This is a genomic window from Streptomyces sp. NBC_00019 (assembly GCF_045041015.1).
Lineage (GTDB): Bacteria > Actinomycetota > Actinomycetes > Streptomycetales > Streptomycetaceae > Streptomyces.
On record NZ_CP108302.1, the window covers coordinates 6,470,471 to 6,495,808 of the forward strand.

Here is a 25,338-nt window from a genome sequence, read left to right on the forward strand (position 1 = left end):
GGTGACGAGTACGACTGAGACTTCGAGCACGACGGTCGAGAACCCGGTGTTCTCCGTCGACGGCCTGTGGAAGGTCTTCGGCCCCAAGGCGGACCGGATCCCCGCGGACCCGGAGCTCATGGGGCTGACCCCCGCCGAACTCCGCGCCCGCACCGGCTGCACGGCCGCCGTCCAGGACGTCTCCTTCGACGTCCGCAAGGGCGAGGTCTTCGTGGTGATGGGGCTGTCGGGTTCCGGCAAGTCCACACTGGTCCGCTGTCTGACCCGCCTCATCGAACCGACGGCCGGCACGATCGCCATCGACGGCGAGGACGTCCGCGCCATGGACAAGTCCCGCCTGCGCGAACTGCGCCGCCACCGCGCCGCGATGGTCTTCCAGCACTTCGGCCTGCTCCCGCACCGCACGGTCCTCGACAACGTGGCGTACGGCCTGGAGATCCAGGGCGTCGGCAAGGCGGAGCGCCGGGCGCGGGCGGCGGACGTCGTGGCCAAGGTCGGCCTGGAGGGAATGGAACAGCGCAGGCCGAGCCAGCTCTCGGGCGGGCAGCAGCAGCGCGTCGGGCTGGCCCGCGCGCTCGCCGTAGACCCCCAGGTACTGCTGTTCGACGAGCCGTTCAGCGCCCTCGACCCCCTGATCCGCCGGGACATGCAGGAGGAGGTCGTCCGCCTCCACCGCGAGGAGGGCCGCACGATGGTCTTCATCACGCACGACCTGAACGAGGCGCTGAAGCTGGGCGACCGCATCGCGCTGATGCGCGACGGCCGCGTCGTCCAGCTCGGCACCCCGGAGGAGATCGTGGGTTCACCGGCCGACGACTACGTCCGCGAGTTCGTCCGGGACGTGCCGCGCGAGCAGGTGATGACGGTCCGTACGGCGATGAGGGCCGCATCGGCAGCGGAGCAGGGCAACGGCCCGGCCGTCGCGCCGGACGCCACGGTCTCGGAGGCCATCGAGGCGGTCGCACGGGCAGGGGCTCCGGCCCGGGTGGTCGACGAGGGCCGGTGTGTCGGGGTGGTGGACTCGGACGCACTGCTCGGGGTGGTGGCCGGGACCGCCAAGGAGGCGGTCTGATGGCTACGGTCACCGCTCCCGTCCCCCGCACGGTCCCCGCCGTCCTCCGGCACCGCGCGGTCCACAAGCTCGTGCTGCTCGCCGCGGTCGCCGCGATCCTCGTCCCGCTGGCGAACGCCCGCTGGGCGAGCGGAACATGGCCCGACGCCCTCACCGTCGACCTCTCCGACCCGCTCACCAGGGCCAGCGACTGGATCGTCGACAACCGGGACAGCCACCCCCTGTTCCTCTACTTCTTCGGCCACGTCAGCAACGCGGTCGTCCTCGGCGTACGGGCCGTGTACCTGGTGCTGCTGGCAGCGGGCTGGGCCGGCGTCACAGCGATCGGCGCCCTCGTCGCCTGGCGGGTCGCCGGCATCAGGCTCGCCCTCGGTACCGCCGCCGCGTTCCTCGCCTGCGGTCTGCTCGGCATGTGGGTGCCGACGATGCAGACCCTCGCCCTGATGGTCGTGGCCGTCCTCGCGTCGGTCCTCGTGGGCGCGTTCCTCGGACTCGCCGCCGGCCTCTCCGACCGCATGGACCGCGCCCTGCGCCCGGTCCTGGACACCATGCAGGTGCTCCCGGCGTACGCCTACCTCCTCCCCGTCGTCATGGTCTTCGGCATGGGCGTCCCCGCGGCCGTCCTCGCCACCGTCGTCTACGCCGCCCCGCCCATGGCCCGCCTCACCGCCCTCGGCCTGCGCGGCGCCGACAAGGAGGTCCTGGAAGCGGTCGACTCGCTCGGCGCCACCGCACGGCAGCGTCTGCTGACCGCCCGTATCCCGCTGGCCCGCAGGGAACTCCTCCTCGGCCTCAACCAGACGATCATGATGGCCCTGTCGATGGCGGTCATCGCATCGGTCATCGGCGCCGGCGGCCTCGGTGACCGCGTCTACCAGGCGCTCGCGTCGGTCGACGTCGGTGCCGCGCTGGCGGCGGGCATCCCGATCGTGCTCCTCGCCGTCGTACTGGACCGGGTGACGGCCGCCGCCGGAGACGGGACCGAGGGCTCCGGCCGCAGGGGGTGGGTGTACGCCTTCGTCGCCGCCCTCGCCGTGGCCGTGGCCGGACGTCTCATGGGCCGCCTCGACTGGCCCGACGCCTGGGTCGTCCAGGTCGCCCAGCCCGTCAACCGTGCCGTCGACTGGATGACGGCCCACCTCTACTCCGGTGTCCCCGTCGTCGGCGGCACCGCCGACTGGGCCGCCCACTTCACCACCTGGGTCCTGAACCCGCTCCGGGACGGCCTGCAGTGGCTGCCCTGGTGGTCGGTGCTGCTCGTGGTCGCCACCCTGGCCTGGCTGATCGGCACCTGGCGCACCGCGCTCACCGCGGTCCTCGCCATGGCCGCGATCGGCGTGCTGGGGGTGTGGGAGCCGTCCCTGGACACGCTCTCCCAGGTCCTCGCCGCCGTCGCCGTCACGCTCGTCATCGGCTTCGCGACCGGCATCGCGGCCGCCCGCAGCGACCGAGTCGAACGGCTGCTCCGGCCCGTCCTGGACGTCTTCCAGACGATGCCGCAGTTCGTGTACCTGATCCCGGTGGTGGCCCTCTTCGGCGTGGGCCGCGCACCCGCGGTCGCCGCGGCCGTCGTCTACGCGCTGCCGGCCGTCGTCCGCATCACCACGCAGGGGCTGCGGCAGGTCGACCCGGCCGCGCTGGAGTCCTCGAGTTCGCTCGGCGCGACCGCCTGGCAGCAACTCCGTCAGGTCCAACTCCCTCTCGCCCGCCCGGCCTTGCTGCTCGCCGTCAACCAGGGCGTGGTCCTGGTCCTCGCCGTCGTCATCATCGGTGGCCTGGTCGGTGGCGGAGCGCTCGGCTACGACGCCGTCTTCGGCCTCGCCCAGGGCGATCTGGCGACCGGACTGGTGGCCGGCGCGGCCATCGTCTGCCTCGGCCTGATGCTCGACCGGGTGACCCAGCCGACTGAACGCCGCGCGAAGAAGGGAGCGTGACATGCGCGTACGTACGACTGCCGTAGTGGCCGGTGCCGCTTCCCTGCTGTTGCTGACCGGCTGCGGTGCCGCCGACATGACCCAGCAGGCCTCGCCCTTCGCCAACGCGCAGGGCGCCAAGACCGTGACCCTGTCCGTGCAGTCCTGGGTGGGCGCGCAGGCCAACGTGGCCGTCGCGCAGTACCTGTTGGAGCACGAGCTCGGCTACCGCGTCGACACCGTGCAGGTCGACGAGGTCCCCGCCTGGGACGCGCTCAGCCAGGGCCGGGTCGACGCGATCATGGAGGACTGGGGCCACCCCGAGCAGGAACAGCGGTACGTCCAGGACAAGAAGACGATCGTCAACGGCGGCGGCCTCGGGGTCACCGGGCACATCGGCTGGTACGTCCCGACGTACTTCGCCAAGGCGCACCCGGACGTCACCGACTGGAAGAACCTGAACAAGTACGCCGCGCAGATGCGCACCGCGGAGAGCGGCGGCAAGGGCCAGTTGATGGACGGCTCGCCCTCCTACGTCACCAACGACAAGGCGCTGGTGAACAACCTGAAGCTGGACTACCAGGTCGTGTTCGCCGGTTCCGAGGCCGCGCAGATCACCCAGATCAAACAGTTCGCCAAGGAGAAGGAGCCCTTCCTCACCTACTGGTACTCACCGCAGTGGCTCTTCGAGAAGGTCCCCATGACCGAGGTGAAGCTCCCCGCCTACAAGGAGGGCTGCGACGCCGACCCGGAGAAGGTCACCTGCGCCTACCCGCACACCCCGCTCCAGAAGTACCTCAACTCCGACTTCGCCCGGAGCGGCGGCAAGGCGGCGGCCTTCCTGAAGAAGTTCAAGTGGACGACCGAGGACCAGAACGAGGTCTCCCTGATGATCGCCGACCAGAAGCTGACCCCCGAGGAGGCGGCGAAGAAGTGGGTGGCCGGCCATACGTCCACCTGGCAGGAATGGATCGCGTAAGAAGATCCACTGGGAATGGTGGTGAACCGCCCCCTTACGGGTGAAAGCGACTTTGTCGCTCCCCGCGCCGTCTGGTGGGTTGAGGCACATGAAGAAGATCACGCATCTCACCCTGGCGGCGCTCACCACCCTCTCCCTCGTCGGACTGGCCGCGCCGTCAGCGGATGCCGCCACCAAGTGGAGCTGCAGCGGCAAGCTGACGGCGCGGTGCATCACCAAGTCGGGTACCAAGGCCAAGGTCAAGTTCTCGAACACGACCTCCAGGTCGGCCAAGGGCACGTTCGGCATCACGTGCTACGGCCCCGACGGCCAGAGCGCCAAGGTCTACAAGGACGGCACGATCCCCGGCTACGACACCTTCACCACGCCGTGGCGCCAGTGCCCGAAGGGCCTGCGCACCGGCGCCTACGGCTGGCAGATGAGCAATGGCAAGGTCTACTACACGGCGTCGCTCACCTTCTAGCCGCGGGCGCCGCGTCTGGCACATCGGGCGCGTCGGGGCGTGCCCCTACCCGGTCACCTCATCTCCGCGGCCAGCTCCGCGAGGATCTCGGACGAGCGCCGCTGCAGGCCCGGCCCGAACGTGACCCGGGTGGCGCCCCGCTCGCCGAGTTCGGCGGGGGAGAGGCCGCTGCCGACCAGCGCGATCACGTTGATCGGCCCGTGGATCCCGGCCCGCAGCAAGGGCAGCACCTTCGCCGGGGCGCCGATCGGATACACGCAGTCGACACCCGCCGCGGTGTACAACGCCGCCCGCTCGATGGTCGGTTCGGGATCCTCGACCCCGCGCACGAACGTGTCGATCCGGGCGTTGACGAACAGTGCGTCCCCGGCCGCGTACCGCACCTCTGCGAGCCACTCGGCATGCTGGTGCGGGTCCTTGAGGACACCCCCGTTGGAGTCCTCAAGGTTGCAGCCCACGGCACCCGCCTCCAGCAGCCGCTCCACCAGCTCCTTCGGAGCCATCCCGTACCCGCCCTCGACATCCGCGGACACCGGAACGTCCACGGCCCGGGCGATCCGCGCGACCGCCGCGAACATCTCGTCGGCCGGCGTCGCCCCGTCCTCGTATCCGAGGGCGGCGGCGACCCCCGCGCTGGGCGTCGCGAGCGCGGGATGGCCGGCTTGGGCGAAGACGCGGGCGCTGGCCGCGTCCCAGGGACCCGGCAGGACGAGCGGATCGTCCTGTGCCGGGCGGCGGTGCAGCCTGCGGAAGATCTCGACCTTGCTCATGGTGTGTAGCCTCCCGGCGGGATACGGCGGCTCACCATCACCCGGTTCCAGTTGTTGATGGCGACGATCAGGCCCATGAGATGGGCGAGCCCCCTGTCGTCGAAGTGCTTGGCGGCCCGCTCGTACACCTCGTCCGGCACGAATCCGTCCGTGAGGACGGTCACCGCCTCCGTCAGCGCCAGCGCGGCCCGCTCCCGCTCGTCGTAGACGTCCCCGGCCTCCTCCCACGCCGCCAGCAGGTCCAACTTGCGCTCGCTCACCCCGTGTTCACGAGCGATCCGCAGATGCATGTCGAGACAGAACGCGCAGTGGTTGAGCTGCGAGGCCCGGATCACCACCAGCTCGGCCAGCGCGGGGTCCCCGAGCCCCTTCTTCGCGGCGGCGCTGAGCGCGGACATGGCCTGCCCGACAGCGGGGTCCAACAGCCGCGTACGCCCCGTCACTTGTTCCCCGGCTGGTAGTGCCCCGGAACCAGCCGGCAGCTCACACCGAAGCGGTTCCACGCGTTGATGACGGCGATCGCCGCGATCAACTGCGCCAGCTCGGCCTCCGTGAAGTGCTTGGCGGCCCGCTCGTACACCTCGTCCGGCACGAACCCGTCCGTGAGGACGGTCACCGCCTCCGTCAGCGCCAGCGCGGCGAGCTCCTGCCCCGTGTAGAAGTGCTGCGACTCCTCCCACGCGCTCAGCTGGACGATCCGCTCGACGCTCTCGCCCGCCGCGAACGCCTCCTTGCTGTGCATGTCGACGCAGAGCGCGCAGTGGTTGATCTGGGAGGCGCGGACCTTCACCAGCTCCAGCAGCTTCGGGTCCAGACCCTTCCGGGCGGCGGCATCGAGGCGGACCATCGCCTTGAAGACCTCGGGAGCCTGCTCGGCCCAGTTCAGTCTGGGGGTGTGTTCGGGGGCGTACTCCACGGTCGTAGGACTGTCGTCGATGTGCGTCGTCATAGTGTCGACACTATGCGTGAGGCTGCCCACGGGTATGGTCCATTTCTATGCCGAAAACCTGGGCCACTCTGGGCGTCGACCTTCACCTGGAACCCACCGGTCCCGGCCTGCGCCGCGGCCTGACCGACGCCCTGCGCGAGGCCGTCCGCACCGGCCGTCTCGCCCCGGGCACCCGTCTGCCCTCCTCCCGCTCCCTCGCCGCCGACCTCGGCATCGCCCGCAACACGGTCGCCGACGCCTACACGGACCTGGTCGCCGAAGGCTGGCTCACCTCGAAACAGGGCTCCGGCACCCGGGTGGCGGACCGCGCGGTGATCCCGCCGTCGGGCACGGGACCCGGCCGCCGCGCATCACAGCGCCCCGCCCACGACTTCCGCCCCGGCACCCCGGACCTCACCGCCTTCCCCCGCAACGAGTGGCTCAAGGCCACCCGCCGCGCCCTCCTCGCGGCCCCCCACCACACCCTCGGCTACGGCGACCCGCGCGGCAGCGTCGAACTGCGCACCGCCCTCGCCGGCTACCTCGCCCGCGTGCGAGGCGTCCGCACGGACCCCGACCGCATCCTCATCACCGCGGGCTGCGCCCACGGCCTCCGCATCCTCGGCGCGGTCCTGCGGGCACGCGGCGTCCGGTCGGTCGCCGTGGAGTCCTACGGCCTGGACGTGCACTGGAACCAGCTGACAGCGGCGGACCTGCGCGCCGAGGCACTCCCCTACGACGAACTGGGCACGAACCCGGGCACGTTGGCCGGAGCCGGGGCCGTCCTCCTCACCCCCGCCCACCAGTTCCCGATGGGCGTGCCCCTGCACCGGGACCGGCGGACCGCGGTCGTCGACTGGGCGCGGCGCACTGGAGGCCTGGTCCTGGAGGACGACTACGACGGGGAGTTCCGCTACGACCGCCAGCCGGTCGGCGCGCTCCAGGGCCTGGACCCGGACCACGTCGTCTACCTCGGGACGGCCAGCAAGTCACTGGCCCCCGGCCTCCGACTGGCCTGGATGGTCCTCCCCCAGGGATGGGTGGAGGCGGCCGCGGAGGCGAAGGGCAAGGTCGACACCTGCGGAGTGCTGGACCAGCTGACCCTGGCCGAGTTCATCGTCTCCGGCGCTTACGACCGCCACGTCCGCGCCTCTCGCCTCCGCTACCGCCGCCGCCGAGACGCCCTGGTCGCGGCGCTGGCCGTGCACGCCCCGGACGTCCACGTCACCGGCATCGCCGCCGGCCTCCACGCCGTTCTCCGCCTCCCGCCCGGCACCGAACAGTCCGTCGTCCAGTCCGCCGCCTGGCAGGGCGTCGCCCTCCACGGCCTGTCCTTCTTCCGCCACCCGAAGGCGGTGGCGGAGCGACTGGACGCCCTGGTGGTGGGGTACGGGGCACCGTCGGACCGGGCGTGGCCGGGGGCGTTGGAGGCGCTGTGCAGGGTGATGCCATAGCCGAGACCCTCAGCCCTCAGCCCTCAGCCTTCAGCCCGTCCGGCGTTCGAGGACGAGGCCCGTTCAGGGCCGACGTAAGGGCGGCGGGGGCGGAAATCCGGCCCACCGCAACCACGACGAACCGTCACACGACGAACCGTCACACGCCGACCGACTCCTCCTCCGCCGGAGCCTCCCCGAACCGCGCCAACCCCAACGCCCCCACCACCGCCACCAAGAATCCCAGCACCGCCAGCCATCCCAACCCCTCCCGCGTACGGTCCCCCAGCCACACGACTCCCACCAGCGCGGGCCCGACCGTCTCCCCGATCACCATCGCGGCGGTCGCCGTCGTCACCGACCCCCGCTGCAGCGCCGACGTCAGACACAGGAACGCCGCGCCCCCGCCCAGGAGCAGGGCGTACGTCGCCGGATTCGCGAGCAGCTCCGAGGGCGCCAGCGAGTCGATCAGCCGCACCGCCACCTCGACCACCCCGAATCCGAGCCCGGCCCCCAGCCCGAGCAGCGCCCCCCGCCCCCGCTCCGGCAGCCGCCCGCCGCCGAGCCCGAGCAGCAGCACACCCACGGCGACAGCGAGCATCACGTACTTCAACGCGTCCGGCCCGTCCAGATCCCCCTCTGTCCCCGACGCGACCCCCAGCATCGCGAGCCCGGCGCACACCATCCCCACCGCGCCCCACTCCGCCCGGCTCAACCGCACCCGCAGCAACCGCGCCGCGACCACCGCGGTCACGGCGAGACTCGACGCCAACGCCGCCCCGACCGCGTAGATCGGCACCGACCGCAGCGCCGCGATCTGCAACAGGAACCCCACCCCGTCCAGCCCCAGCCCCACCAGATACCGCCACTGCCGCACAGCCCGCAGCAGCAGCGCCGCCTCCCCACCGCCCCCGCCGCCCGCCGCCCGCGCGGCAACCGCCTGCAACACCGTCGCGGTACCGAAACAGACCGCCGCACCAAGCGCGCACACCATCCCAAAGAGCACAAAGCGACTGTAGGGGAGGGGGTGCGACGGACGGGGTGCCTGCGCGGCGCTTATTACCGATCTCTAGGCTGGCCGCCGGACAACCCAGAGACGAACAATCCAGAGACGAACAACGGGGAGACGCGAAAATGGCGGAAACACGGCGCCGGCTGCGCTCGAGCACAGTCGTGCTCGGCGGCATGGGAGTCGTCGCGGCGGCACTCACGTCCTGCGGCTCGGAACCCGACCGCCGCTGCGTCGACCGCGACAGCTACACCTACGAAGGCTACAAGGTCGTCGCCGACAAGAACTGCAACTCCGGCAGCTCCAGCTCCTCCTCGTACGGCAAGAACGGCAAGAAGAAGACCGGCGAGACCGGCACCGCCTGGTACTACGACGCCGACGTCAGCTCCGGCTACGCCGACTACGGCACCTTCAGCAAGAGCGAGGCCGTGGACCGCGGCGGCTTCGGCTGCTCCGGCGGCAGCAGCGGCGGCTGAGCGGACACGGGACGACGAGCAGACGCACGCCATGGAACGCCGCACCACCGAACCCCGCCCCGGCTGGCAGCAGACCGTCGAGGAGCAGGGGCTCATCTATCCCCTCACCCGCTACCCCGACGACTCGCTGCGCCCCTACTGGGACGAGAGCGCGTACTACGTCTTCTCCCTCGACGAGGTCGAGGCGCTGGAGGAGGTCGTCGAGGAGCTCCACGTCATGTGTCTGCGGGCGGCGGACCACATCGTCACGACCGGCCGCTTCGCCGACCTCGGCATCACCGACCCGCGCGTCGCGGACACCGTCGCCGAGGCCTGGCGCCGTCGCGCCGAACTCCCCTCCGTCTACGGCCGCTTCGACCTCCGCTACGACGGCACCGGACCGGCCAAGCTCCTGGAGTACAACGCCGACACCCCCACCTCCCTCGTCGAGGCCGCCTCCCCCCAGTGGTTCTGGATGGAGGAGCGCTTCCCCGGCGCCGACCAGTGGAACTCCCTCCACGAGCGCCTCATCGCCGCGTGGAAGAAGCAGGCCACGCTGCTCCCGCCCGGCAGCCCCCTGTACTTCGCGTACTCCTCGGCCGACGAACTCGGCGAGGACCTCATGACGGTCGCCTATCTCCAGGAGACCGCCGAGCAGGCCGGCCTGGACACCGCCTGGATCTCCATGGAGGAGATCGGCTGGGACCCGCTGTCCAGCCGCTTCGTCGACAAGCAACTCCGGTTCATCCGCAGCTGCTTCAAGCTCTACCCCTGGGAGTGGCTGACCACCGACCGCTTCGCCGACCACGTCCTCGACACCCTCGACAACGGCGGCGGCACGGGCAGCACCCTGTGGATCGAGCCCGCCTGGAAGATGCTGCTGAGCAACAAGGCGCTCCTCGCGATCCTCTGGGAGCTGTACCCGGGCCACCCGAACCTCCTCCCCGCATATCTGGACGGCCCACGGGAGTTGGCCGATTCGAAGGGGTACGTCGCCAAGCCGCTGCTGGGCCGCGAGGGCGCCGGCGTGACGATCCACGAACCCGGCGCCGTGCCCGTCCTGCGCGAAGAACCCTGCTGCTACCAGGAGTTGGCCCTCCTGCCCGACTTCGACGGCAACCGCGTCGTCCTCGGCGCCTGGGTCGTCGAGGACGAGTCCGCGGGCCTCGGCATCCGCGAGTCGTCCGGACCGGTGACTGACGAATACGCGCGCTTCCTGCCCCACGTGATCCTCTGACGCGACAGAATGATCGACCCGTGACGAACGGAGAGGGGCGATCGATGAGCGACACGGCCACGGTGGAGAACGGATACGTCTTCGACCCGTCCTGGGAGCGCGAGCACAGCCGGCTCAGCGCGCTGGAGGAGATCTACGACAGTCAGAGCCGGCACCGGCTCACCGAGCTGGGCGTCGCCGAGGGCTGGCGATGTCTGGAGGTGGGCTGCGGCGCCGGCAGCATCGCCCGCTGGCTGGCCAAGCAGGTCGGTGCCGAGGGGCGGGTGCTCGCCGTCGACCTCGACACGCGCTTCGCCGCGGCCCACGCACTGTCCAACCTGGAGGTGCGCCGGCACGACATCCTCGCGGACCGGCTCCCCGACGCCTCCTTCGACCTCGTGCACGCACGGGCCGTGGTGGAACACCTCTCCGACCGCGACGAGGCACTGCGGCGCATGGCCGCCGCGACCCGGCCCGGCGGCTGGGTGGTCGTGGAGGACTTCGACATCGACGGGCCGATGTACCCGGCCGCCGCCCGCTATTACCCGCCCCAGTACATGGAGGTGGCCGAGCGACTGGGCCGCGCGCTGCGGGCCGCCTTCGGCGCCGCGGGGGTGGACCCCGGCACCGGCCGCCGCCTGCCACAGGCACTGACGGACGCTGGGCTGACCGAGGTCGGGGCGGAGGTTTACGCGCCCGTCCTGACCGGCGGCTCCGCGGCCTTCTTCCCTCTCACCCTGCGATCCCTGCGGCCACGGCTCCTGGAGACGGGCGAGGTGAGCGACGCGGACATCGAGGAGGTGATCACCCTGACGAAGCTCCAGGGAACCACCTACATCCCCAACTTCATGGTCCTGGCGTGGGGTCGCAAGCCGTCCTGACCCCCTCTGCCGCACGGGGCCGCTCATGCCGACCGCGGACGGAGACCAGGGCCCGGAGCAGGGTGATTCCTCGCTCGTATGGTGGACGCGGGGCCTCCCGCGTCCGGGCTGCCCGGTAGGGTGGCCGACGGGCCGTGACTGGCGCGCTGGGATGGGACGGACCATCGGGGAGCGGCCTGTGAGTGACCGAGTGCCGTGCGCCTGGGCCGAACCGTGAATCGTGACCGCAACCGCCACGCCATCCGGAGGCCGCACATGTCGGAGCAGCAGCCCCTCTCCACCGAGTCCACCGCCTTCCGCGCCGCCCTCGAGGTGATCCGCGCCGTCGAGCCGCGCGTCGCCGACGCCATCGGCCAGGAGGTCCACGATCAGCGCGAGATGCTCAAGCTGATCGCCTCCGAGAACTACGCCTCCCCGGCCACCCTCCTCGCGATGGGCAACTGGTTCAGCGACAAGTACGCCGAGGGCACCATCGGCCGCCGCTTCTACGCCGGCTGTCGCAACGTCGACACCGTGGAGTCGCTCGCCGCCGAGCACGCCAAGGAGCTCTTCGGCGCCCGCCACGCCTACGTCCAGCCGCACTCCGGCATCGACGCCAACCTCGTCGCCTTCTGGTCCGTTCTCGCCGACCGCGTCGAGGTCCCCTTCCTGGAGAAGACGGGCGCCCGCCAGGTCAACGACCTCAGCGACGCCGACTGGGCCGAGCTCCGCCAGGCCTTCGGCAACCAGCGCATGCTCGGCATGTCCCTGGACGCCGGCGGCCACCTCACCCACGGCTTCCGCCCCAACATCTCCGGCAAGATGTTCGACCAGCGCTCCTACGGCACGGACCCGGCCACCGGGCTGATCGACTACGAGGCGCTGCGGGTGTCCGCCCGTGAGTTCAAGCCGCTCATCATCGTCGCCGGCTACTCCGCCTACCCTCGGTTGGTGAACTTCCGCATCATGCGCGAGATCGCCGACGAGGTCGGGGCGACCCTGATGGTGGACATGGCGCACTTCGCCGGCCTGGTGGCGGGCAAGGTGCTGACCGGCGACTTCGACCCGGTCCCGCACGCCCAGATCGTCACCACCACCACCCACAAGTCGCTGCGCGGCCCGCGCGGCGGCATGGTCCTGTGCGACGACTCCCTCAAGGACCAGGTCGACCGCGGCTGCCCGATGGTCCTCGGCGGCCCGCTCCCGCACGTCATGGCCGCGAAGGCGGTGGCGCTGGCCGAGGCCCGTCAGCCCTCCTTCCAGGACTACGCCCAGCGCATCGTCGACAACTCCCGTGCCCTCGCCGAGGGCCTGATGCGACGCGGCGCCTCCCTCGTCACCGGCGGCACCGACAACCATCTCAACCTGATCGACGTCGCCTCCTCCTACGGCCTCACCGGCCGCCAGGCCGAGGCCGCCCTCCTCGACTCCGGCATCGTCACCAACCGCAACGCGATCCCGGCCGACCCCAACGGCGCCTGGTACACCTCCGGCATCCGCATCGGCACCCCCGCCCTCACCACCCGTGGCCTGGGCACCGCCGAGATGGACGAGGTCGCCGGTCTCATCGACCGCGTCCTCACCACCACCGAGCCGGGCACCACCAAGTCGGGCGCCCCCTCCAAGGCCGCCCACATCCTCGACGCCAAGGTCGCGGACGAGATCTCCCACCGCGCCACCGACCTCGTGGCCGGCTTCCCGCTGTACCCCGAGATCGACCTGGGCTGACCAACGCTCTCTTGAGTTGTCAAAGACCGGCGACTCTCACAGATCGATCAGATCGATGAGTTCCTGACGTGGCTCCTCCCGCGGCGGTCCGGCTCCCTACCGGCCCGCCGCGCGGCGTATCAGCAGCGTCCCGCCGACCCCGGCCGCGAACCCGACGACCGGTCCGACTCCCGGGCCCCGGGAGCAAGTCCTCATACATCCCTCAGTTCCTGCCGAGGCCCCGGCTCCCGCACCTTGTGGCGCCGCAGCGCCGGCACCTCCGGCAGTCGCGTGGCGAAAGGCCGCAGCACCAGCGCCAGCACCGCCCCGGCCGCGAGGCCCGGCAGCGCCCACCACCAGTCGGCGCCGTCCCCCGATCCGGGCCGCTGGGCCGGGGCCGCCGCGGGCGTCGGCTCGATGGCCTCCGCCGGCTCCGTGCCGTACATGTCCCAGGGCGGTGGGTATTCCACCGAGTAGTCACCGCCGGAGGCCTCGCCCATCACGCCCAGGTTCTCGAGAAGGCCGCGGAGAGCGGCCGGCTGTTCGGCGCGGTGCCAGGTGCCGTTCGTCGACGCGTCCAGGTTTGCCGCCGTGTGTATCCAGACCGCCTTGGAGTCCACCGCCGGATGGACCCGGTCGACCCGCCACGGCGTCACGTCGTGCAGCATCCAGGTGACATTGATCTGTGGGCCGGCGGCCAGGTCGGCCTCGGGCGGCTTGTCCGCCGTGCCCGCGTCCGGTTCGCCGAGGAGCCGCTGCAACTCGCCGTACTTCTTGTCGGAGTGGTAGAGCGACGCCGTCTCCGTACTCCCCGGCGAGACGATCAGCACGCTCGTCGGCCCGCCCGCCGAAGCGGACCCGGCACCCCACAGGGTCAGCCCGAGCGCAGCCGCCAACACCCCTGCCAGCGCCCCCAGTCGACGCCGCCCACCCCTCCAGCCGCTCATCCGCCTGTGCATCAGAACCCCCAACCAGCCGATGCCGTACGGCCCGCCCCCGTCTCCGCGAGCCGTGTGTCACTTCTGGTACACCGCCCGACCCGCCGGGGTTCCCACCCCGACCGCACTATTTCGGGGACTTCTCCAGCGACTTCGCGATCTCCACCGCCCGCGCCCGCGACGCCACGCCCTCCAGTCGCAGCGTCATGTCCTCGCTGCCCACCCCATGGCTCCACAGCAGGGTCGGCCCGGCGGTCCGCTCGGTGCGGGTGTAACGCTCCCCGTCCGCGTCCACCAGCCAGAAGCTCAGCAGGTGGGGGCGCGGAAACCACAGGGCCGTGTCGTTCGCCGTGCCGACACCCTCAGGGTCGTCGCCCAGGGAGATCCACTCAGGCTGCTCGCGCACGGTCTTCGTGAAGGCGATGTCCAGGCCGGCCGCGAACTGGTCCAGCCGGATCGTCCGCCCCCGCTCACGCCAGCACAGGGTGACCAGGGTCCGCCCTCGCGGCTCCCCGGTCACCGCCACCGCGTCCGGGCTGCCGAGCGCGTCCGGAACCAGCGGCGCGAACCCGGCCCGCCGCTCGGCCTGAGCGAGGGACACCGGGCGGCCGCAGCCGGGCACCTCGGCGCCGGGCGAGGGCGTCGCCGACGGGTCGTAGCGCACCTCGACCCCGGCGAAGCCGAACCAGTCGTAGACCGCGGCCCGCACCGGCGGGGTGAGCGCGAGCACCGTCAGCAGGCCGCACAGCGCCGCGCTCAGGGCGCGCCACCGCATCCGCGTCCAGCGCCGCACCGCGGTCAGCCGCTCACGGGCGGGCGGCGGCTCGGCCACCGGGACCGGCATCTGATCGGCGAGTATCTGCCCGAGCACCCGCTCGACCATGGTCTCGGAGCCGCTGGACCCGCCGGTCTCGTCGCTCCCGGGCGCGTCCAGCGACCTGCCCAGCGCCCGCAGCTCCTCCGGCAGCCGTGATGCACCGCCCTGCGACGCCCGCCCACGGCCACGCCCCCACGGACCCGGACCCCGGTCACCGCCACGACCGCGCGGACCCCGGCCACCGGCGCCCTCGGGCCCACGGCCGCCCTCACCGCCGTACGGCTGTCGCCCCTCACTCACGCTCATCACCCCCTTCCCTAGGCTCGAAATCCGGCAGCAGCCGACTCAGTTTCCGCAGCGCGCGGTTCAGCCGGGACTTCACCGTGCCCCGGGGCCAGCCCAGGGCCTGGGCCGTCTCGGACTCGTCCATCTCCAGCAGATAGCGGTACGTGACGACCAGGCGATGCTCCTCGCTCAGCTTCTCCAGGGCGGAGAGCAGGGCCGCGCGGCGCTCCGTCTCGAGGGTCGCCACCGCCGGGTCCGCCGCTTCCGGTATCAGCGGCTCAGCCTCCACGAACGCCGCCTCGCGGCCGGCGAGCGTGCGCTGGCGGGCCGCCGTACGCACTGTGTTCCTCGTCTCATTGGTCACGATCGACAGCAGCCACGGCTTGAACGACGCGCCGTCCTTGAACCGGCCCAGCGCGCAGTACGCCTTGACGAAGGCCTGCTGCACCACGTCCTCCGCGTCCGCACCCGCCCCGAGTGCCGCGGCCGCCCGCAGCGCGATGCCCGTGTGGGCGCGCACCAGCTCCGCGTAGGCCTCCGGCTCCCCGGCGCGTACGCGTGCGATCACCGCGGCCTCATCGACGATGCGGCCCCCCTCCCGCGTTCTCACACCTTTGTTACACCGCAGGAGACGGATCGGTTCCCATCTGTTTCCGACCAGTTCCGGATCGGGGGCCGACACCTGAGAGAATGGTGAGCATGGCCTCTGATCGTCCCCGCGTGCTCTCCGGAATCCAGCCCACCGCAGGCTCGTTCCACCTCGGCAACTACCTCGGCGCCGTCCGCCAGTGGGTGGCCCTGCAGGAGTCCCACGACGCGTTCTACATGGTCGTCGACCTGCACGCGATCACGATGCCGCAGGACCCGGCGGAGCTGCGGGCGAACACCCGCCTGGCCGCCGCCCAGCTCCTCGCGGCCGGCCTCGACCCGGAGCGCTGCACGCTCTTCGTCCAGAGCCATGTCCCCGAGCACGCCCAGCTCGCCTGGGTCATGAACTGCTTCACCGGCTTCGGTGAGGCCTCCCGCATGACCCAGTTCAAGGACAAGTCCGCCAAGCAGGGCGCGGAGCGGGCTTCCGTCGGCCTCTTCACGTACCCGATCCTCCAGGTCGCGGACATCCTGCTCTACCAGGCCAACGAGGTCCCGGTCGGCGAGGACCAGCGCCAGCACATCGAGCTCACCCGCGACCTCGCCACGCGCTTCAACGGTCGCTTCGGCGAGACCTTCACGCTTCCGAAGCCGTACATCCTCAAGGAGACGGCGAAGATCTACGACCTTCAGGACCCGTCGATCAAGATGAGCAAGTCGGCGTCCACGCCGAAGGGCCTGATCAACCTCCTCGACGACCCGAAGATCACCGCCAAGAAGGTCAAGAGCGCGGTCACCGACACCGACACCGTCGTCCGCTACGACGCCGAGAACAAGCCCGGTGTCAGCAACCTGCTCAGCATCTACTCGACCCTCACGGGTACGGGAATCGCGGAACTTGAGCAGAAGTACGACGGCAAGGGCTACGGTGCGCTCAAGACGGACCTCGCCGAGGTCATGGTCGAGTTCGTGACGCCGTTCCGGGAGCGCACCCAGCAGTATCTGGACGACCCGGAGACGCTGGACTCGATCCTGGCCAAGGGTGCCGAGAAGGCGCGCGCCGTAGCCGCGGAGACGCTGGCACAGGCCTACGACCGGGTCGGCTTTCTGCCCGCCAAGCACTGAGGCGTAGGCCCGCACACACGTACCACTGGACAGAGCGCTGCACATCACTACGGTTGCGCCTGCCCACAACACAGCCATGGCCGTACAGTCGATAGCCGTACGGCCGGGACGAACCCGACAGGAAGACAGGGAGACGACGTGGGGACCGTAACGATCGGCGTGTCGATCGCGGTCCCGGAGCCTCACGGCAGCCTGCTCCAACAGCTGCGCGCGGGCTTCGGTGACGCCGCGGCTCACGGCATCCCCACGCACGTCACGCTGGTGCCGCCGACCGAGGTCGACGACACCGCGCTCCCGGCCATCGAGGCGCATCTGACCGAGGTCGCCGCGGCGGGGCGGCCCTTCCCGATGAAGCTGTCCGGCACGGGTACCTTCCGGCCCGTGTCGCCGGTGGTGTTCGTACAGGTCGCGGAGGGCGCCGAGGCCTGCACCTGGCTGCAGAAGCAGGTGCGTGACGCGTCGGGGCCGGTGGCGCGTGAGCTGCAGTTCCCGTATCACCCGCATGTGACCGTTGCCCACGGCATCGACGACGCGGCGATGGACCGGGCGTACGAAGAGCTCGGCGACTTTGCCGCCGCGTGGCCGTGCACCGGGTTCGCGCTCTACGAGCAGGGGTCGGACGGGGTGTGGCGCAAGCTGCACGAGTACGCGTTCGGCGGGGCCGTGGTGCCGTCGCAGGGTTCGGCGCCGGTGGAGCAGAGCACCAAGGCGTAGAGGGTCGTCCACGCGCCGGAGTCGCACCTCGACACAGCCCCGCGCCCCTGAAAGCAGGGGCGCGCCCAGCTGGACCCGCGTGAGCCGGAACCGCTCAGATCGGCAGTCTCCGGAACAGCTCCCTCGGTACGTGCCGCAGTGCCGACATCACCACGCGCAGCACCCCCGGCACCCACACCGTCTCCGAGCGGCGCCTCAGGCCCAGCTCGATCGCCGTCGCCACCGCCTCCGGCGTCGTCGCCAAGGGTGCCTCCGGAAGGCCCGCCGTCATCTTCGAACGCACGAACCCGGGGCGTACGACCATGACGTGCACGCCGGTGCCGTGCAGCGCGTCGCCCAGGCCCTGGGCGAAGACGTCGAGGCCGGCCTTGCTGGAGCCGTAGATGAAGTTGGAGCGACGGGCGCGTTCGCCGGCGACCGAGGAGAGAACCACCAGGGAACCGTGGCCCTGGGCCTGCAACGCGCCCGCGGAGACCAGGGCGGCCGACACCGCGCCCGTGTAGTTGGTCTGCGCGACCCGCACCGCGCTCACCGGCTCGCGCTCGTCGTGCGCCTGGTCGCCGAGGATCCCGAAGGCGAGCAGCACCATGTCGATGTCGCCCTCCGCGAAGACCTTGCCGAGGACCGTCTCGTGGGACTCGGGGCCCAGCGCGTCGAAGGCGACGGTGTGTACGTCGGCCCCCAGTGCGCGCAGATCGGCCGCTGACTGTTCCAGCGCGGGGGAGGGGCGCCCGGCCAGCCACACCGTGCGGCAGCGACGGGCGACGAGGCGGCGGGCTGTGGCCAGCGCGATCTCGGACGTGCCGCCGAGGACGAGCAGGGACTGGGGGATGCCGAAGGCGTCCTTCACGACAGCAGCTCCTAGAGGTTGCCTGGGGTGAGCGGAAGTTGCCGGGATTCGCTAGAGGGACAGACGGCGCGACAGGTCCGAGACGAACACCGCGCTCGGGTCCAACTCGGCGCGCAGCGCCCGGAAGTCGTCGAGGCGCGGATACATCGCCGCGAGCAGTTCGGGCCGCAGCCGGGAGTCCTTGGCGAGGTAGACGCGGCCCCCGGCGGTGGCCACCTGCTCGTCCAGTTCGTCCAGGAGGGCGCCGAGGCCCGGCAGGCCCGCCGGGATGTCGAGGGCGAGCGTCCAGCCGGGCACCGGGAAGGAGAGCCAGCCCGGGTCGGCGTCGCCGAAGCGCTTGAGGACGGCCAGGAAGGACGGGCAGCGGCGCTCCGAGACGCGACGCACGATCCGGCGCAGGGTCTCCTCCTGGCCGTACCCGACGACGAACTGGTACTGCACGAGGCCGCCGCGGCCGTAGACGCGGTTCCAGTGGGGCACGCCGTCCAGGGGGTGGAAGAAGGCGGAGATGCTCTGCAGCTGCCCGGTACGCGCGCGTGGCGCCTTGCGGTACCAGAGCTCGTTGAACAGGCCCACGGTCGTCCGGGTGAGCAGGCCCTCCGGGAGATGGGCGGGGACCGCCGGGAGCCGGGAGGTGCGGAAGGCCAGCGGCTCTCTACGCGCGCGCGTGCCGAGCGCGTCCAAGGGCGCGTGGTCGCCGCGGGTCAGCACCGCGCGCCCCGTCGCCGCGCCGCGCGCGAGCAGGTCGATCCAGGCGACCGAGTAGCGGTACTGGTGGTCGGAGGCCGACAGACGGGCCATCAGGTCGTCCAGGTCCCGTGCCCGTTCGGTGTCCACCGACATCAGCGCCGTCTCGACCGGCTGGAGCTGGACCGTCGCGGTCAGGATCACGCCGGTCAGGCCCATGCCGCCCGTGGTCGCGTCGAACAGGGGCGTGCCGCGGCTCACCGTGCGGATCTCGCCGTCGGCGGTGAGGAGTTCGAAGGACAGGACGTGCCGCGAGAAGCCGCCGCAGACGTGGTGGTTCTTGCCGTGGATGTCGGCGCCGATCGCTCCGCCGACCGTGACTTGGCGGGTGCCGGGCGTCACCGGCACGAACCAGCCCAGCGGCAGCAGCACCCGCATCAGCCGGTGCAGGGAGACGCCGGCGTCGCACAGCACGATGCCGCCGGCGGCGTCGATCACGTGGACTCGGTCCAGGCCCGTCATGTCGAGGACCGCTCCGCCGGCGTTCTGCGCGGCGTCCCCGTACGCCCGTCCCAGGCCCCTGGCGATGCTTCCGCGGGCTCCGCAGTCCCGGACGGCGGCCGCGGCCTCCTCGTAGGTCCGTGGGCGGATCAGGCGGGCCGTGGTGGGTGCCGTGCGGCCCCATCCCGTGACGGAAACGGTCTCGGCAGACATGCCGGTGACCGTATCGCCCTTAAGTGGGCGATTGATTCTCAAACATTCCGGGACATTCATCCTCTCCCCGAAATGGGTGATTAATGGGATGTCACTCAATATTGCCGGAGTTATCGCGGCGTTGACGTGAACAGTGACTCCACATGGACCCATTCGACGACCGCGACCACCTCGACGCCCTCGAAGGCATGGATCACCGGATCCTTTCGGCGCTCCGGGCGTGCGGTGCCGACCCCCGCGTCGGCGGTGCCGCGCGTGCCCTGTCCTGGGTCGGCGAGCACGGGGCACTGTGGCTCGCGGCGGGCCTCGCGGGGGCCGCCGTGGACGGCGCGCGGCGCGGCGCCTGGTTGCGCGGAACAGTCCTCATCGCCGGCGCGCACGTCGTCAGCGTGGGCGTGAAGAGGGTGGTGCGGCGCCCGCGCCCCGCGCACGTCGAACCCCTCGTCCGCACTGCCGGCCGACACTCCTTCCCGAGCTCGCACGCGACCTCCGCGACGGCCGCCGCGGTCGCCTTCGGCGTGCTGGGGGCACGAGCCGTCCCACCACTCGCCGCGGCGATGTGCCTCTCGCGCCTGGTCGTCGGGGTCCACTACCCCTCGGACGTCGCGGCGGGCGCGGCCCTGGGGGCGCTCACGGCGCGTGCTGGAGCGCGCTGGATGAGAGAGGGCGCGTGTGACTGAGACCGCGCCGCTCACCAACAGCGCGCACTCCAAGAGCACGGCGCTTCTGGAGCAGCGCACGCCCCCACGCCACACCCCACCACCTCGCAAGGGCTCCCTCCTGGGCGGTCTCGTCAGGACCGCGCGCCCCAAGCAGTGGGTCAAGAACATCCTCGTCATCGCCGCCCCGGCCGCGGCGGGGCAGCTCTTCACCGCGCACGCCCTCACCCGACTCGCCCTGGTCTTCGCGCTGTTCACGGCCTGCGCCGCCGCCGTCTATCTGATCAACGACGCCCGCGACGCCGAGGCCGACCGCGCCCACCCCACCAAACGCCACCGCCCGGTCGCCGCCGGACGGGTCCCCGTGCCGCTCGCGTACGCCGTCGGAGGCGTCCTCGCCGCCCTCGCGCTCGCCGGAGCCGTCTGGCTCACCCCGCCTCTCGTCCCGGCCCTGCTGACCGCCTACCTGGGCATGCAACTGGCCTACTGCGTCAGCCTCAAGCACGTCCTCGTCGTCGACCTCGTCCTGGTCGCGACCGGGTTCCTGATGCGGGCCATGGTCGGCGGGCTCGCGCTGGGCATCCCGCTGTCACGCTGGTTCCTGATCACGACCGGCTTCGGGGCACTGTTCATGGTGGCGGCCAAGCGCTACTCGGAAGCGGTGCAGATGGCCGGGAAAGCGGGCGCCACGCGCGCGTTGCTGACCGAGTACACCACCGGATACCTGCGGTTCGTCTGGCAGTTGGCGGCTGGCGTCGCCGTCCTCGGGTACTGCCTGTGGGCGCTGGAGGAAGGCGGCACACCCAGCAGTGTGCTGCCCTGGCGTCAGCTGTCCGTGGTCGCCTTCATCCTCGCCGTCCTCCGCTACGCCGTCTTCGCCGACCGCGGCACGGCGGGCGAACCCGAGGAGGTCGTCCTGGGGGACCGCGCCCTCGCCCTCATCGGTCTGGTGTGGCTCGCGATGTACGGGCTGGCGGTGACCCGTTGGTAGACACCCGGGGTCCGAGGATTCCGACCCGCGGCTGCCTCCGTCTCACCTCGCGGACCCCGAAAGCCCTCTCCGGGGCCGGAATCGGCATGGCACGCGCCACTGTCCTGCGCTTTTGGGGTACCCGCACATGGGTGCTCCGCACCGAGGGGAGATTCGGATCATGGACTGGCTGAAGAAACTCCCTGTGGTCGGGCCCCTGGTAGCCCGTCTGATGGCCACGCACGCGTGGCGGTCGTACGAGCGGCTGGACCGGGTGAAGTGGGCCCGGCTGGCCGCCGCGATGACGTTCATCAGCTTCATCGCGCTGTTCCCCCTGCTGACGGTGGCCGCCGCGGTCGCCGCCGCGACCCTCAGCAAGTCGCAGCAGGAGGAGCTGCAGGACAAGATCGCCGACCAGGTGCCCGGCATCTCCGACCAGCTGAACATCGAGAGCCTGGTCGCGAACGCCGGCACCATCGGCCTCATCGCCGGCGCCATCCTGCTGTTCACCGGCATCGGCTGGGTCGGCAACATGCGCGAGTGTCTGCGCGCGGTGTGGGAGCTGCCCGACGAGGAGGGGAACCCGCTCCTGCGCAAGGCCAAGGACACGGGCGTGCTGTTCGGCCTCGGTGGCGCCCTGCTCATCACGATCGCCGCGTCCACCGTGGGCTCCGCCATGGTCGGCTGGATCAGCGACCAGATCGGCATCGACCGGGAGGGCTGGGGCGCGGTCCTGCTGCGGACCGCCGCGCTCCTGATCGCCGTACTCGCCGACTTCCTGCTGCTGCTCTACGTCCTCACCCTGCTGCCCGGCGTCCAGCCGGCGCGGCGCCGGCTGCTGGTGGCGGCATTGATCGGCGCGGTCGGGTTCGAGCTGCTGAAGCTGCTGCTCAGCGGCTATATGCAGGGCGTGGCGTCGAAGAGCATGTACGGCGCCTTCGGCGTCCCCATCGCGCTGCTGCTGTGGATCAACTTCACGTCGAAACTGGTGCTGTTCTGCGCCGCCTGGACGGCGACGCAGAGCAAGGAGGACGCGGACGTCAGTGCCGCCGACGTACCAGATCCGGCAGCGGCCACCGCCGGTTGACCAGGAACGCGCCGGCCGCCAGCAGCACCAGCACGCCACCGGTGATCGCCAGCGCGATACCGATGCCGCCCGAGCCCTTCTCGACGGCGGCCGCCACCGGCTTGCCCGAGGCCGAAGCCGAAGCCGAGGCCCCGCCCGCCTGGCCGTTGTCGTTCGCCCCGGGCTGGGCGCTCGCCTCCGCCCCCTTCGGCGGCACCAGCTCACCCACCGGCTCGACCTTGCCCGCGGCCTTGAAGCCCCAGTCGAAGAGCTTGGAGGTCTCCTTGTAGACCTCGTTGTGGTCGTCCTTCTCCGGGTTCATGACCGTGACCAGCAGCACCTTGCCGCCCTGTTCGACGACGCCGGTGAAGGTGGCGCCGGCGTTGGTGGTGTTGCCGTTCTTCACGCCCGCGATGCCCGGGTAGACATCGACGTCGGAGTCTCCGGACAGCAGCCGGTTGGTGTTCTGGATCTCGAAGGACCCGCGGACCTTCTTGCCCTTCTTGTTCTTCTTGGTCTCGCCGGGGAACTTCGCGGTGACGGTCGAGGAGTACTCGCGGAAGTCCTTCTTCTGCAGCCCGGAGCGGGCGAACAGCGTCAGGTCGTACGCGCTCGACACCTGCCTCGGGGCGTCGTAACCGTCCGGGCTGACCACGTTCGTGTCGAGGGCCTGGAGCTCCTCGGCGTGCTCGTTCATCTCCGCGACGGTGTTCTTCACGCCGCCGTTCATCGCGGACAGCACATGCACCGCGTCGTTGCCCGAGCGCAGGAAGACACCGAGCCACAGATCGTGGACCGTGTACGTCTCGTCCTCCTTTATCCCGACCATGCTGGAGCCGGCGCCGACGCCCGCCAGATCGGAGGGGACGACCTTGTGCTCGGTGGTGCCGGGGAACTTCGGCAGGAGCGTGTCGGCGAACAGCATCTTCAGGGTGCTCGCCGGGGCCAGCCGCCAGTGCGCGTTGTGCGCGGCCAGCACGTCGCCCGACTCCGCGTCGGCGACGATCCACGACCGTGCGCTGATGTCCTTCGGCAGCACCGGCACCCCGCTCGCCAGGTTGACCTGCGTCCCGGCCTGTCCGAGCCGGGCGCCGCCGACGGTCGACATCTTCGCGGGGGGAGTGGCCGACGGACTGGTCGAGGCCGACGCCGAGGACGAAGCCGAGGTCGACGGCTTCGGACCGGGGGCCGCGAAGGCGGGCGCGGCGGCCAGTGCGAAGGACGTCAGGGCGGCGGAAGTGACCAGCAGGGAGCGCCTGGCGGTCTTCTGAGGTGCGGACACGGTCGGAAACGTACATGCCGGGGGCCGGGAAGTCCCGCCGCCCGCCCCACCCCGGACGCGGAACCGGACACCCGGCGGAGATACTGGGCGTATGAAGCTCAGCCGCCCCGTCTCCTGGTTCCTGCTCGCCTTCGGGGTGTGGAGCTGGATCATCTGGATCACTTTCGTCAAGAATCTCGTCAAGGACGGCAGTGGGCTCGCGTTCGACGACGCGGGCGACCCGACCGCTTACTTCTGGGTGCACCTGCTGCTCGCCGTCGTTTCCTTCGTATTGGGGACGGTCGTCGGGGCCATCGGGTTGCGCGGAGTGCGCGCACTGCGCCAGACGTCATAAAAGAGAACTGAGGGATACGACTCCGTGGTCATCGTCTTCGCGCTGCTCGCCCTGGGCGTCCTGGTGACGGGCAACTGGTACGTGTGGCGCCGGTTGTTCCGCGACACCACCGAGCGCCCCGGCTGGGTGCGCCGCGCGGGTGCCGCGCTGATCGCCGGCGGCTGGCTGATGGCGGTCGGCGCCCTCGTGGCCGAGCGCACCGGTGCGCCCTTCTGGTTGCAGCGCGCGCTGGCGTGGCCCGGTTTCCTGTGGCTCGCGCTGTCGATCTACCTGCTGCTCGGTGTGGCGGTGGGTGAGGTCGTACGACCCCTGCTGCGACGTTTCCTCGAACGGCGCGACCGGCGACGGGCGCCCGCCGAGGTCGCCCTGCCGCGGCCGGAACCCGTACCGCAGCCGGAATCCGTACCTGCGGGCGCGCCGCCCGAGGAGTCACGGGAGGCCGAGCCGCAGCCGAGCACCGCGGAAGCGGCCCCGGAAACAGGACCGGAAGCCGCCCCTGATGGCGCCTCGGGAACGCCGCTTCCCTCCCGCCGTCTCTTCGTCTCCCGTGTCGCCGCCGGTGCCGCGGCCGCCGCGGCGGTCGGGACCGTCGGATACGGCACGTACGGCGTTCTGCGCGGACCGAAGGTCAAGCGGGTCACCGTGCCGCTGGCCAAGCTGCCGCGCGCGGCGCACGGTTACCGCATCGCCGTGGTCAGCGACATCCACCTCAGCCCGGTCCTGGGCCGCGGCTTCGCGCGGACGGTCGTCGACACGATCAACTCCACGCAGCCCGACCTGATCGCGGTCGTCGGCGACCTCGTGGACGGCAGTGTGAAGGACCTCGGTCCCGCGGCGGCACCCCTGGCCCGACTCCAGGCGAAGCACGGCACGTTCTTCGTCACCGGCAACCACGAGTACTTCTCCGGCGCCGAGCAGTGGGTGCGGGAGGTACGGCGGCTCGGTATGCGCCCGCTGGAGAACGACCGTACGGAACTGCCGTACTTCGACCTCGCCGGCGTCAACGACATCGCGGGCGAGAGCGAGGGCCAGGGCCCCGACTTCGCCAAGGCGCTCGGCGACCGCGACACGGCACGCGCGTGCGTGCTCCTCGCCCACCAGCCGATCCAGATCCACGACGCCGTCGACCGCGGTGTGGACCTCCAGCTCTCCGGCCACACCCACGGCGGCCAGCTCTGGCCCGGCAACTTCGTCGCCGAGCTCGCGAACCCGACCGTCGCGGGGCTGGAACGTTACGGCGACACCCAGCTCTACGTCAGCCGCGGCGCGGGCGCTTGGGGTCCGCCGACCCGGGTGGGCGCCCCGTCGGACATCACGGTGATCGAACTGGCGTCGAAGAAAGCCTGAGGAGCAGGCCCGGCGACCCTCGCGGGCGGACCCTGTGAGGGCCCTGTGAAACCGGGCGGTAACACCTTGCGGCAATGACTTTCTCAACTCTCAAGATCCCTCTTCCCCCACCTGAAACGCGTGTGGTTAGGTGAGCCGCGCCGCCAGGGGAGGCGGC

The 25,338-nt window shown here is 71.2% G+C and carries 26 protein-coding genes, 1 pseudogene and 1 riboswitch; of the genes and pseudogenes, 17 read left to right on the forward strand and 10 right to left on the reverse strand.

Going from position 1 to position 25,338, the window contains the following annotated elements:
* Position 1: 1 nt before the first annotated feature.
* From OHU89_RS30645 to OHU89_RS30660, 4 genes are all read left to right on the forward strand, one after another.
* On the forward strand, positions 2–1,072 hold the full coding sequence (locus OHU89_RS30645; RefSeq protein WP_405647608.1) for a glycine betaine/L-proline ABC transporter ATP-binding protein: 1,071 nt from the start codon (positions 2–4) through the stop codon (positions 1,070–1,072).
* Positions 1,072–3,006 carry an ABC transporter permease gene (locus OHU89_RS30650; RefSeq protein ID WP_405647610.1) on the forward strand — a complete coding sequence of 645 codons (1,935 nt, stop codon included), beginning with the start codon at positions 1,072–1,074 and terminating at the stop codon, positions 3,004–3,006. The genes OHU89_RS30645 and OHU89_RS30650 overlap by 1 nt, the downstream gene beginning before the upstream one ends.
* Before the next feature lies 1 nt (position 3,007).
* Positions 3,008–3,964 carry an ABC transporter substrate-binding protein gene (locus OHU89_RS30655; protein ID WP_405647612.1) on the forward strand — a complete coding sequence of 319 codons (957 nt, stop codon included), beginning with the start codon at positions 3,008–3,010 and terminating at the stop codon, positions 3,962–3,964.
* Between the two features lie 88 nt (positions 3,965–4,052).
* Positions 4,053–4,427: a hypothetical protein gene (locus OHU89_RS30660; RefSeq protein WP_405647614.1), complete on the forward strand. Its 375-nt coding sequence runs from the start codon at positions 4,053–4,055 to the stop codon at positions 4,425–4,427.
* A 53-nt stretch (positions 4,428–4,480) separates the two neighbouring features.
* Here the strand turns inward: OHU89_RS30660 and OHU89_RS30665 are convergent, their stop codons facing one another.
* Genes OHU89_RS30665 through OHU89_RS30675 form a run of 3 tightly spaced genes read right to left on the reverse strand, consistent with a single transcriptional unit; the run spans position 4,481 to position 6,146 of the window.
* Positions 4,481–5,197, reverse strand: a complete 717-nt coding sequence (locus OHU89_RS30665) for an isocitrate lyase/phosphoenolpyruvate mutase family protein (RefSeq protein ID WP_405647617.1) — start codon at positions 5,195–5,197, stop codon at positions 4,481–4,483.
* Entirely contained in the window at positions 5,194–5,640 is a 447-nt protein-coding gene (locus tag OHU89_RS30670) for a carboxymuconolactone decarboxylase family protein (RefSeq protein WP_405647619.1), read from the reverse strand. The genes OHU89_RS30665 and OHU89_RS30670 overlap by 4 nt, the downstream gene beginning before the upstream one ends.
* On the reverse strand, positions 5,637–6,146 hold the full coding sequence (locus tag OHU89_RS30675; RefSeq protein WP_405647621.1) for a carboxymuconolactone decarboxylase family protein: 510 nt from the start codon (positions 6,144–6,146) through the stop codon (positions 5,637–5,639). The genes OHU89_RS30670 and OHU89_RS30675 overlap by 4 nt, the downstream gene beginning before the upstream one ends.
* A 47-nt stretch (positions 6,147–6,193) precedes the next feature.
* Between OHU89_RS30675 and OHU89_RS30680 the strand changes: the two genes are divergently transcribed.
* Complete coding sequence (locus OHU89_RS30680) at positions 6,194–7,579, forward strand: PLP-dependent aminotransferase family protein (protein WP_405647623.1); 1,386 nt, start codon at positions 6,194–6,196, stop codon at positions 7,577–7,579.
* A 139-nt stretch (positions 7,580–7,718) separates the two neighbouring features.
* Here OHU89_RS30680 and OHU89_RS30685 read toward each other — a convergent pair whose 3' ends face one another.
* A complete protein-coding gene (locus OHU89_RS30685; protein ID WP_405654715.1) occupies positions 7,719–8,552 on the reverse strand; it encodes a hypothetical protein in 834 nt (277 codons plus the stop codon).
* Between the two features lie 140 nt (positions 8,553–8,692).
* Here OHU89_RS30685 and OHU89_RS30690 point away from each other — a divergent pair, with 140 nt between their 5' ends.
* The 4 genes from OHU89_RS30690 to OHU89_RS30705 all read left to right on the forward strand — a co-directional run bounded on the left by OHU89_RS30690 (position 8,693) and on the right by OHU89_RS30705 (position 12,826).
* Positions 8,693–9,043: a hypothetical protein gene (locus OHU89_RS30690; RefSeq protein WP_405647625.1), complete on the forward strand. Its 351-nt coding sequence runs from the start codon at positions 8,693–8,695 to the stop codon at positions 9,041–9,043.
* A 31-nt stretch (positions 9,044–9,074) separates the two neighbouring features.
* Complete coding sequence (locus tag OHU89_RS30695) at positions 9,075–10,259, forward strand: glutathionylspermidine synthase family protein (protein WP_405647627.1); 1,185 nt, start codon at positions 9,075–9,077, stop codon at positions 10,257–10,259.
* A 44-nt stretch (positions 10,260–10,303) separates the two neighbouring features.
* Positions 10,304–11,119 (forward strand): methyltransferase domain-containing protein, encoded by an 816-nt coding sequence (locus tag OHU89_RS30700; RefSeq protein ID WP_405647629.1) that lies wholly within the window; start codon positions 10,304–10,306, stop codon positions 11,117–11,119.
* 124 nt (positions 11,120–11,243) lie between these two features.
* Positions 11,244–11,333, forward strand: a riboswitch (ZMP/ZTP riboswitch).
* Positions 11,334–11,374: 41 nt separating this feature from the next.
* A complete protein-coding gene (locus tag OHU89_RS30705; protein ID WP_405647631.1) occupies positions 11,375–12,826 on the forward strand; it encodes a glycine hydroxymethyltransferase in 1,452 nt (483 codons plus the stop codon).
* A gap of 191 nt (positions 12,827–13,017) precedes the next feature.
* Here the strand turns inward: OHU89_RS30705 and OHU89_RS30710 are convergent, their stop codons facing one another.
* The 3 genes from OHU89_RS30710 to OHU89_RS30720 form a co-directional block, all read right to left on the reverse strand.
* Complete coding sequence (locus tag OHU89_RS30710; RefSeq protein ID WP_405647633.1) at positions 13,018–13,752, reverse strand: hypothetical protein; 735 nt, start codon at positions 13,750–13,752, stop codon at positions 13,018–13,020.
* Positions 13,753–13,870: 118 nt separating this feature from the next.
* Positions 13,871–14,866 carry a hypothetical protein gene (locus OHU89_RS30715; RefSeq protein ID WP_405647635.1) on the reverse strand — a complete coding sequence of 332 codons (996 nt, stop codon included), beginning with the start codon at positions 14,864–14,866 and terminating at the stop codon, positions 13,871–13,873.
* Positions 14,853–15,413 carry an RNA polymerase sigma factor gene (locus OHU89_RS30720; RefSeq protein WP_266888831.1) on the reverse strand — a complete coding sequence of 187 codons (561 nt, stop codon included), beginning with the start codon at positions 15,411–15,413 and terminating at the stop codon, positions 14,853–14,855. The genes OHU89_RS30715 and OHU89_RS30720 overlap by 14 nt, the downstream gene beginning before the upstream one ends.
* 131 nt (positions 15,414–15,544) lie before the next feature.
* On the opposite strand from OHU89_RS30720, the gene trpS reads away from it, so the two are divergent.
* The gene (gene trpS, locus OHU89_RS30725; RefSeq protein WP_266888830.1) at positions 15,545–16,558 is read left to right on the forward strand and encodes a tryptophan--tRNA ligase; all 1,014 of its coding nucleotides are present in this window, start codon (positions 15,545–15,547) and stop codon (positions 16,556–16,558) included.
* A 138-nt stretch (positions 16,559–16,696) separates the two neighbouring features.
* Positions 16,697–17,272, forward strand: a complete 576-nt coding sequence (locus OHU89_RS30730; RefSeq protein WP_405647639.1) for a 2'-5' RNA ligase family protein — start codon at positions 16,697–16,699, stop codon at positions 17,270–17,272.
* Positions 17,273–17,366: 94 nt separating this feature from the next.
* On the opposite strand, the gene OHU89_RS30735 is transcribed toward OHU89_RS30730, so the two are convergent.
* Both OHU89_RS30735 and OHU89_RS30740 read right to left on the reverse strand, forming a co-directional pair.
* Positions 17,367–18,122, reverse strand: coding sequence for a decaprenylphospho-beta-D-erythro-pentofuranosid-2-ulose 2-reductase (locus OHU89_RS30735; protein WP_405647641.1), 756 nt, complete (start codon positions 18,120–18,122; stop codon positions 17,367–17,369).
* Positions 18,123–18,173: 51 nt separating this feature from the next.
* Positions 18,174–19,523 carry an FAD-binding protein gene (locus OHU89_RS30740; RefSeq protein ID WP_405647643.1) on the reverse strand — a complete coding sequence of 450 codons (1,350 nt, stop codon included), beginning with the start codon at positions 19,521–19,523 and terminating at the stop codon, positions 18,174–18,176.
* Positions 19,524–19,666: 143 nt separating this feature from the next.
* On the opposite strand from OHU89_RS30740, the gene OHU89_RS30745 reads away from it, so the two are divergent.
* The 4 genes and pseudogenes from OHU89_RS30745 (at position 19,667) to OHU89_RS30760 (ending at position 22,239) form a co-directional block, all read left to right on the forward strand.
* Positions 19,667–20,203, forward strand: coding sequence for a phosphatase PAP2 family protein (locus OHU89_RS30745; protein WP_405647645.1), 537 nt, complete (start codon positions 19,667–19,669; stop codon positions 20,201–20,203).
* Positions 20,196–21,173: a decaprenyl-phosphate phosphoribosyltransferase gene (locus OHU89_RS30750; protein WP_405647647.1), complete on the forward strand. Its 978-nt coding sequence runs from the start codon at positions 20,196–20,198 to the stop codon at positions 21,171–21,173. The genes OHU89_RS30745 and OHU89_RS30750 overlap by 8 nt, the downstream gene beginning before the upstream one ends.
* A gap of 35 nt (positions 21,174–21,208) precedes the next feature.
* A pseudogene (locus OHU89_RS30755) lies at positions 21,209–21,346 on the forward strand (GtrA family protein); the annotation flags it as partial.
* Complete coding sequence (locus tag OHU89_RS30760) at positions 21,334–22,239, forward strand: YihY/virulence factor BrkB family protein (RefSeq protein WP_405647649.1); 906 nt, start codon at positions 21,334–21,336, stop codon at positions 22,237–22,239. The pseudogene OHU89_RS30755 and the gene OHU89_RS30760, both read left to right, overlap by 13 nt.
* Here the strand turns inward: OHU89_RS30760 and OHU89_RS30765 are convergent.
* On the reverse strand, positions 22,193–23,500 hold the full coding sequence (locus OHU89_RS30765; protein ID WP_405647650.1) for a D-alanyl-D-alanine carboxypeptidase family protein: 1,308 nt from the start codon (positions 23,498–23,500) through the stop codon (positions 22,193–22,195). The genes OHU89_RS30760 and OHU89_RS30765 overlap by 47 nt on opposite strands.
* A gap of 91 nt (positions 23,501–23,591) precedes the next feature.
* Here OHU89_RS30765 and OHU89_RS30770 point away from each other — a divergent pair, with 91 nt between their 5' ends.
* Positions 23,592–23,834 (forward strand): SCO4848 family membrane protein, encoded by a 243-nt coding sequence (locus tag OHU89_RS30770; protein ID WP_266888822.1) that lies wholly within the window; start codon positions 23,592–23,594, stop codon positions 23,832–23,834.
* Positions 23,835–23,858: 24 nt separating this feature from the next.
* Complete coding sequence (locus tag OHU89_RS30775; protein WP_405647651.1) at positions 23,859–25,181, forward strand: metallophosphoesterase; 1,323 nt, start codon at positions 23,859–23,861, stop codon at positions 25,179–25,181.
* Positions 25,182–25,338 lie beyond the last annotated feature (157 nt).

What these genes read in the sequence shown, in the direction of transcription:
- OHU89_RS30650 (WP_405647610.1), top strand. Translation starts at nt 1,072, where the DNA reads ATGGCTACGGTCACCGCTCCCGTCCCCCGCACGGTCCCCGCCGTCCTC.
- OHU89_RS30655 (WP_405647612.1), top strand. Translation starts at nt 3,008, where the DNA reads ATGCGCGTACGTACGACTGCCGTAGTGGCCGGTGCCGCTTCCCTGCTG.
- OHU89_RS30660 (WP_405647614.1), top strand. Translation starts at nt 4,053, where the DNA reads ATGAAGAAGATCACGCATCTCACCCTGGCGGCGCTCACCACCCTCTCC.
- OHU89_RS30665 (WP_405647617.1), bottom strand. Translation starts at nt 5,197, where the DNA reads ATGAGCAAGGTCGAGATCTTCCGCAGGCTGCACCGCCGCCCGGCACAG.
- OHU89_RS30675 (WP_405647621.1), bottom strand. Translation starts at nt 6,146, where the DNA reads ATGACGACGCACATCGACGACAGTCCTACGACCGTGGAGTACGCCCCC.
- OHU89_RS30680 (WP_405647623.1), top strand. Translation starts at nt 6,194, where the DNA reads ATGCCGAAAACCTGGGCCACTCTGGGCGTCGACCTTCACCTGGAACCC.
- OHU89_RS30685 (WP_405654715.1), bottom strand. Translation starts at nt 8,552, where the DNA reads ATGGTGTGCGCGCTTGGTGCGGCGGTCTGTTTCGGTACCGCGACGGTG.
- OHU89_RS30690 (WP_405647625.1), top strand. Translation starts at nt 8,693, where the DNA reads ATGGCGGAAACACGGCGCCGGCTGCGCTCGAGCACAGTCGTGCTCGGC.
- OHU89_RS30695 (WP_405647627.1), top strand. Translation starts at nt 9,075, where the DNA reads ATGGAACGCCGCACCACCGAACCCCGCCCCGGCTGGCAGCAGACCGTC.
- OHU89_RS30700 (WP_405647629.1), top strand. Translation starts at nt 10,304, where the DNA reads ATGAGCGACACGGCCACGGTGGAGAACGGATACGTCTTCGACCCGTCC.
- OHU89_RS30705 (WP_405647631.1), top strand. Translation starts at nt 11,375, where the DNA reads ATGTCGGAGCAGCAGCCCCTCTCCACCGAGTCCACCGCCTTCCGCGCC.
- OHU89_RS30710 (WP_405647633.1), bottom strand. Translation starts at nt 13,752, where the DNA reads ATGAGCGGCTGGAGGGGTGGGCGGCGTCGACTGGGGGCGCTGGCAGGG.
- OHU89_RS30715 (WP_405647635.1), bottom strand. Translation starts at nt 14,866, where the DNA reads ATGAGCGTGAGTGAGGGGCGACAGCCGTACGGCGGTGAGGGCGGCCGT.
- trpS (WP_266888830.1), top strand. Translation starts at nt 15,545, where the DNA reads ATGGCCTCTGATCGTCCCCGCGTGCTCTCCGGAATCCAGCCCACCGCA.
- OHU89_RS30740 (WP_405647643.1), bottom strand. Translation starts at nt 19,523, where the DNA reads ATGTCTGCCGAGACCGTTTCCGTCACGGGATGGGGCCGCACGGCACCC.
- OHU89_RS30745 (WP_405647645.1), top strand. Translation starts at nt 19,667, where the DNA reads ATGGACCCATTCGACGACCGCGACCACCTCGACGCCCTCGAAGGCATG.
- OHU89_RS30760 (WP_405647649.1), top strand. Translation starts at nt 21,334, where the DNA reads ATGGACTGGCTGAAGAAACTCCCTGTGGTCGGGCCCCTGGTAGCCCGT.
- OHU89_RS30770 (WP_266888822.1), top strand. Translation starts at nt 23,592, where the DNA reads ATGAAGCTCAGCCGCCCCGTCTCCTGGTTCCTGCTCGCCTTCGGGGTG.